Raw genomic sequence first — 6,607 nt, 5'->3', positions numbered from 1 at the left:
GTGAAGTGGATAGAGAATATCCCTTTTTATTTTGTTCTAAATTCGATTTTTGAATGGAATATCAGATGATGAGACAAAATATTTTTGAAAACAGAAAAAGACAAACACCAAAAATGACGTTTGTCTTCGTTCTGAGAGCGAGATAAAATCTCGCTCTTGAATGGATTTCGTTTTAATTCTAAGGCAAATCATTTCCTGCTGCTAGGTAAATCTCATACCATTCTTTTCGAGTCAAACTAAAGTTACTTGCTTGGCTTGCTTCTAGCAAATGTTTTGGATTTGTTGTCCCTACTACAGCTTGCATCTTGGCTGGATAGCGTAACACCCAAGCGATAGCAATGGCTGATGGGCTTACACCGTATTTTAAGGCTAGTCGATTTAGAACTTCATTTAGATCATGAAATTGCTCTTTTCCAACAAAATTACCCTTAAAATAGCCAAACTGCAAGACTGACCAAGCCTGAATGACCATATCATTCAGTTTGCAGTATTCAAAGACGCTACCATCACGCAAAGCTGCCTTGTCACCTTCCATATTGACATGGAAACCTGATTCAAAACCTGGCGTGAAAGCTGCGCTTAGCTGTAATTGATTGATAGATAAAGGTTGTTTAACCTCTTTCTTCAGTAATTCCATCATCATTGGATTTTGGTTGGATACACCAAAGTCTCGAACCTTACCTGATTTTTGTAGAATATCAAAAGCTTCTGCCACTTGGTTAGCTTCCATCAAGGCATCTGGGCGATGGAGAAGCAAGCTATCTAGATAATCAACCTGCAATCGTTGTAGAATCCCATCAACTGACTCTAAAATATAATCTTTTGAAAAATCAAAATAGGTAAATTCTTCTATGCGAATGCCACACTTAGACTGAATCCACATCTTTTCACGCAGGTCAGGACGATTGTTTAACACTTGACCCAACAATTCTTCGCACCGACCACGACCATAGATATCTGCCAAGTCAAAGGCGTTGATTCCCACAGATAGGGCTGTTTCTACCAGCTCTTCAACTTCTTTGACCGACTTGTCACTGATTCGCATCATGCCTAGGACGATTTCGGACAATTCTCTTTTCTCTTGACCGAATGGAATGTATTTCATGGCAACTTCCTCCGTTTTTCTTCATTATAAAGCAGAATGCCTCTTTTATCAACTGATACCTCACAAAAGAAAAGAACCAGCTCAAACTGGTCCTTTTTAAATTTTAGCCAATCACACTTCCGTTTGGTACAGCAGGATCAACTGTGAGAAGGGTTAATTTGCCATCATGTTCAGCTGAGAGAATCATCCCTTGGCTGACATATTTTTTCATCATCTTACGTGGTTTAAGGTTGGCAACGATTTGTACCTTCTTGCCAACTAATTCTTGTTCGTTTGGATAGTACTTAGCAATTCCTGAGAGAATTTGACGATCTTCACCATCTCCAGCATCTAGGCGGAATTGAAGCAACTTATCAGAACCTTCCACTTTAGAAACTTCTTTGACTTCAGCAACACGGATTTCAACCTTGTCGAAGTCCTCGAATTTGATTTCATCCTTGTTTAGTTTGAGTTCAACTTCATCTGGATTCCATTCTTTTTCGACGGCTGGCTTGTTACCTTCCATTTGTTCCTTGATATAGGCGATTTCTTCTTCCATATCCAGACGTGGGAAGATTGGTGTGCCTTTAGCAACTACTGTTACACCTGCAGGGAAATCAGCCAGGCTCAAGTTTTCAAGGCTAGAAACTTCTGCTAGACCAAGTTGTGTCAAGACTGTACGACTGGTTTCCATCATAAATGGCTCAATCAAGTGAGCTACGACACGAAGGCTAGCTGCCAAGTGGCTCATCACACTTGCCAATTGCTCACGAAGAGCTTCATCCTTAGCCAGTACCCATGGAGCTGTCTCATCAATGTATTTATTAGTACGTGAGATAAGGGTCCAGACTGCTTCAAGTGCACGTGGATAGTCAACTGCTTCCATGTAGGTATGGTAATCAGCGATTGATTGTTCTGCCACTTGAGCAAGTGCATTGTCAAAGTCTGTTACACCTTCTACATAGGCAGGGATTTGACCATCAAAGTACTTGTTAATCATTGAAACCGTACGGTTGAGGAGGTTACCAAGGTCATTTGCCAATTCATAGTTGATACGGCCTACATAGTCCTCTGGAGTGAAGGTTCCGTCTGAACCAACTGGAAGGCTACGCATGAGGTAGTAACGAAGCGGATCTAGACCATAACGTTCTACTAGCATTTCAGGATATACGACATTCCCTTTAGACTTAGACATCTTGCCGTCTTTCATGACAAACCAACCATGGGCAATCAAACGATCAGGCAATTTGATATCCAACATCATAAGAAGGATTGGCCAGTAGATTGAGTGGAAACGAAGAATATCCTTTCCTACCATATGGAAGACAGTTCCATTCCAGAATTTATCGTAGTTAGCATGATCCTCTTGACCATAACCAAGAGCTGTCGCATAATTGAGAAGGGCATCAATCCACACATAGACAACGTGTTTTGGATTTGATGGGACTGGTACACCCCAGGTAAAGGTTGTACGAGAAACCGCCAAGTCTTCCAATCCAGGCTCAATAAAGTTTTTCAACATTTCATTGAGACGTCCATCAGGAGTGATAAAATCAGGATGTGATTTGAAAAATTCAACTAAACGATCTTGGTATTTGCTGAGGCGAAGGAAGTAAGACTCTTCTGAAACCCATTCCACTTCGTGGCCTGATGGAGCGATACCACCAGTTACATTTCCAGCTTCATCACGGAAAACTTCCGCAAGTTGACTTTCTGTAAAGAATTCCTCATCTGAAACTGAATACCAACCAGAGTATTCACCCAAGTAAATATCATCTTGAGCAAGCAAGCGTTCAAAGACTTGTGCTACCACTTTTTCATGGTAGTCATCTGTGGTACGGATAAATTTATCGTATGAGATATCCAATAATTTCCAGAGTTCTTTGACGCCAACTGCCATACCGTCAACATAGGCTTGAGGCGTGATACCAGCTTCTTCAGCTTTCTGTTGAATCTTTTGGCCATGCTCATCCAGACCCGTCAAATAAAAGACATCGTAGCCCATGAGTCGTTTGTAGCGAGCTAGGACATCACAAGCGATGGTAGTGTAGGCAGAACCGATATGAAGTTTACCAGATGGATAGTAAATCGGTGTTGTAATATAAAAATTCTTTTCAGACATAATATTTCCTTTCCAGGCAAATGAAACCTGTTTTTATAACACTTCATTATACCATATTTTTAGTGATTTTCGAAATGGAAATCCATACAAAAAACAAGATAGACAAGTGTCCATCTTGTTTTTCCTGTTGTTTATTTTATTCATATCGAAGGGCTTCAATCGGGTCTAGTTTAGAAGCCTTGTTGGCTGGTAAAACACCAAATATCATACCGATACCAGCTGAGACAGCTAAACTAAAGAGAGCGATTGGGATGGATACGCCAACTTCGATTCCTGCAATCATGTTTTGAAGAAGGACACCTGCAAGCATAGTCACCCCTGCAGCCAGCACCAGACCGATGACCCCTCCTAACAAGGTTAGAATCATGGATTCAATCAAGAACTGAACCAGAATATTACCCCGAGTTGCTCCTAGTGCTTTCCGTAGACCAATCTCGCGGGTACGCTCTGTCACTGAAACGAGCATAATGTTCATAACACCAGTACCACCGACAAAAAGGGAAATCCCTGCAATGGCACTAATAATCGTTGTTATGAAGCCAAAGAGTTGTTGAACTTCTTGGAAGGCAGCAGACGCATCTGCAACTTGATATTCCCCTTGTTGAAGACCTGCAATCTCTGTCATTCTTCTTGCCAACTCTGGTCCTAAAGTCTGGGTTAAGCTAGTATCATTGACACGAAAGACAATATTTGAAATCTCATCTGTGTTAAAATTAGCTGCTAAGGAAATATTGGTCGTGATTGGTAGTCCTCCGACACCAAATGTTTTCGCAGCCTTAGCTTCCTTACTTGCATAAACACCAATAACACGGTAACTGATTTCATTTACTTCAACAATTTGGTTGAGAGCTTCTTGTGCTGAACCAAAAAGGCTATTGGCAAGCTCTTCATCTAAAATGATCACACTTGCGAAATCCTTATAATCTTGCGCTCTAAGGCCACGACCTGCAATGATTTCATTTTCGACCGCATCCATATAGGTGACATTCCCACCCGTCATGTTAGCGTGTTCGACCTTTTTATCCTTATAAGTCAAGGTTACATTGGCTGAGTTGGTCACATAGTAGCTATCCACTCCCTTGAGCTTAGCAGCTTCCTTGACCCATGCTTCTTGAGGTTTTGGTGGTTCAACAAAATTTTCTTCTTGACCACCAGACAAGGTTAATGCAGATTGTCTTTGTGTAAAGGAACCGTCCTTACTCTTTGTAGGTGAGAAAAAGACATGGATATCTTTCTGGGACTTGGTCATATTTTTATTGACCTGACGAGACATAGAGTCGCCCAAGGCCATGATTACGACAACGGATGATACGCCGATAATAATCCCAATCATGGTGAGGAAAGAACGCATCTTGTGGGCCATAATGGATGAAAAGGCAAATTTCAGATTCTGCATCTTAGTTTTCCTCCTTTTCTACGAGACCACTATCAGATGAAATGACGCCATCACGGATGACAATCTGACGCTTAGCGTAAGCAGCGATTTCAGGCTCATGCGTAACCATAATGATGGTTTTTCCTTCTTTATTTAGTTCAACTAAGAGTTGCATGATCTGGTTTCCTGTTTTAGTATCAAGCGCTCCAGTAGGCTCATCTGCCAAGATAATCGAAGGATTGTTGACTAAAGCACGCGCAATGGCAACCCTTTGCTTCTGACCACCTGACAACTCCGAAGGTAAGTGATGGCTACGCTCGGTCAGTTCAACCTTTTCCAGATACTCTTCTGCTAATTTGCGACGTTTTGATGCAGCAACTCCAGCATAAATCAAGGGCAGTTCTACGTTTTGAAGAGCATTGAGCTTGGACAAGAGAAAGAATTGTTGAAAGACGAAGCCGATTTCCTGATTTCGAACCTTGGCTAATTGTTTTTCACCCAAACCAGCTACTTCTTTTCCAGCTAGAAAATACTGCCCACTTGTAGGGGTATCTAACATCCCAATGGTATTCATGAGGGTAGATTTCCCAGAACCAGATGGTCCCATGATTGCTACAAATTCTCCCTCATGAACTTCTAGGTTAATATTCTTGAGGACTAGTAGTTCTTGATCACCATTGCGATAGCTACGACAGATATTTTTGAGGCTAATTAGTTGCTTCATCAGTCTTCACCTCTTTTCCTTCTTGCAAGGAAGCTGTCGGATTACTGATGACTTTTGCTCCATCTGTCAGACCAGATGTGATTTCTTGATTTTCTGCATCTGCATTGCCCAATCCAACTTCAACTTTTTTGGCCTTTTGATTTTCATCAAGGATCCAAACATAGTTTTTATCTTCTTCCATGACTACGCTGGTGATCGGAACAATCAATGCTTTGCTAGTGCTTTTCACTTCAACACTGACTGTAAAGCCCTGTTTCAAATCACCGATTTCGCTAGTTACATCGACTGTATATGGATATTTAGAACCTGTGTTTGAAGCAGCTAAGCTACTACTTGCTTCACTGTTATTTTTTGGATAATTTGAAATATAGCTAATCTTACCATTCCAAGTTTTATCTGGGTAAACCTTGGAAGTAAAAGTGACTTCTTGGCCTACAGATAGATTGGCAAGGTTGTACTCAGAAAGCTCTCCCTTGATCTGCAAGTTATCGTTACTTACGATATGAACCAAAACTTGACTATTTCCTGTTGGAGATTTTGAAACGTTACGATTCACTTCAACAACTGTTCCCTCCACCGTACTCAATACTGTAGCAGCATTCAACTGGGCTTGAGCTTTTTCGAGTTGCGCTTCTGCATCTGCACGCACATCACGAGCATCGCTGATTTGAGAATCAATAGCAGCTGTGGCAGAACCGGATGACTGAGCTGGCGCTTGTCCAGTTGCTCCTTCTAGACCTGCTTGCGGAAGGTTAGGTGTTGCTGCGGCGGTATTTCGAGACTCATTCAGTTCATTGATATGACGGTCAGCTTTAGCAACTGCACGACTGGCAGCATCATAGGCAGCCTGGGCTTCTGTGCTACTATACTTGACTAAGGCCTGGCCCTCGCTTACCTTATCACCAACTGAAACTAGAACCTCATCCAAATCTCCCTTGCTGCCATCAAAATAAACATATTGTTCTTTTTGAGCAGTTACACTACCCGATAGAAGAACCGATGAAGCAACCGTTCCCTCTTTTGCTACAGCGATTTTAGCAGGTTCGTCAATTGCTGCACTTTGGTTTGGTTGTCTAAATAGGAGAATAGCTCCAGCACCAATTACGATGGCTGTTGCAACCCCAATAGCAGTATATAAAGGCCATTTCTTGGCTGTTTTCTTTCTTTTCATAAGAACTCCTTCTTTACAAATATATATTAAGATTATAGCACAAGTCTCAAAAATGGACAATTTCTTTCTAACAATCCAAATTTATTTGTAAGATCCTTTTATTGTTGTATTAGTTATATAATACACTTTCT

General features: G+C 41.3%; 5 protein-coding genes. All 5 read right to left on the bottom strand.

All coding sequences use genetic code 11. The features are described 5' to 3' along the window. Window positions 1–178: 178 nt before the first annotated feature. Window positions 179–1,105, bottom strand: a complete 927-nt coding sequence (locus M1R56_RS07510) for an aldo/keto reductase (RefSeq protein WP_248035431.1) — start codon at window positions 1,103–1,105, stop codon at window positions 179–181. Between the two features lie 103 nt (window positions 1,106–1,208). Beyond that, the gene (metG, locus tag M1R56_RS07505; RefSeq protein ID WP_248035429.1) at window positions 1,209–3,206 is read right to left on the bottom strand and encodes a methionine--tRNA ligase; all 1,998 of its coding nucleotides are present in this window, start codon (window positions 3,204–3,206) and stop codon (window positions 1,209–1,211) included. A 136-nt stretch (window positions 3,207–3,342) separates the two neighbouring features. After that, the gene (locus M1R56_RS07500; RefSeq protein WP_248035427.1) at window positions 3,343–4,602 is read right to left on the bottom strand and encodes an ABC transporter permease; all 1,260 of its coding nucleotides are present in this window, start codon (window positions 4,600–4,602) and stop codon (window positions 3,343–3,345) included. A gap of 1 nt (window position 4,603) precedes the next feature. Further along, the gene (locus M1R56_RS07495; protein WP_248035425.1) at window positions 4,604–5,305 is read right to left on the bottom strand and encodes an ABC transporter ATP-binding protein; all 702 of its coding nucleotides are present in this window, start codon (window positions 5,303–5,305) and stop codon (window positions 4,604–4,606) included. After that, window positions 5,289–6,476 carry an efflux RND transporter periplasmic adaptor subunit gene (locus M1R56_RS07490; protein ID WP_248035424.1) on the bottom strand — a complete coding sequence of 396 codons (1,188 nt, stop codon included), beginning with the start codon at window positions 6,474–6,476 and terminating at the stop codon, window positions 5,289–5,291. Before M1R56_RS07490 ends, M1R56_RS07495 begins: the two co-directional genes overlap by 17 nt. Window positions 6,477–6,607 lie beyond the last annotated feature (131 nt).

Source organism: Streptococcus sp. oral taxon 431 (assembly GCF_023115445.1).
GTDB lineage: Bacteria > Bacillota > Bacilli > Lactobacillales > Streptococcaceae > Streptococcus.
This window is presented reverse-complemented; position numbering and strand designations above follow the sequence as displayed.